Source organism: Vibrio sp. 2033 (assembly GCF_033339735.1).
In genome coordinates, this window is sequence record NZ_JAWOVC010000287.1 from 1 (window position 1) to 753 (window position 753).

The window sequence follows — 753 nt, forward strand, 5'->3', positions numbered from 1 at the left end:
TCTAACTCGAAACCACATAGAACGCGTCCGTAGTCAGCGCCGTGGTTACGGTAGTTGAATAGGCTGATGTTCCAATGGGTGCCAAGCGTGCTTAAGAACTTCAATAGTGCGCCTGGATACTCAGGAAATTCAAAGCTATAGAGACGCTCTTTCAGCTGTTTAGAGGGCTTGCCACCGATCATGTAACGAATGTGCAGTTTGGCCATTTCATCGTCGGACAAATCAACGACTGGGTAGCCACCTTCGCGTAGATCGCGAATGATGTTATCCAGCTCTTCCTGACCGCCTTGCAGGCGTACACCAACAAAGATATTCGCCAGTTCATCATCGTTATAACGGTAGTTAAACTCGGTGACAGCGCGGCCGCCAATCAGATTACAGAATTCAAAGAAAGCGCCTTGGCGTTCTGGAATTGTCACGGCCAATAGACCTTCACGCTTCTCACCTAATTCACAACGCTCTGAAACATAACGTAAACCATGGAAGTTGGTATTCGCGCCAGACAGCACCGTGGCAAGGTTTTTGTTTTCCAGTTGGTTTTGCTCAACAAACTTCTTCAAGCCAGCAAGCGCAAGCGCCCCGGATGGTTCAGCAATCGCGCGAGTATCCTCAAAAATGTCTTTTACGGCTGCGCAGATTTCATCGCTCGAAACCGCCACATGGCCATCAATGTATTTCTGGCATAGGCGGAATGTCTCTTCACCGATGCGTTTTACGGCCACGCCATCAGCAAACATACTGACTTGATCAAGC

Annotated in this window: 1 protein-coding gene; it reads right to left on the minus strand. The window is 48.9% G+C overall.

The window, feature by feature from the left end; translation table 11 throughout:
• On the minus strand, nt 1–753 hold a 753-nt coding region (locus R7P74_RS26130), incomplete at both ends, for a pyridoxal-phosphate dependent enzyme (RefSeq protein ID WP_318123554.1).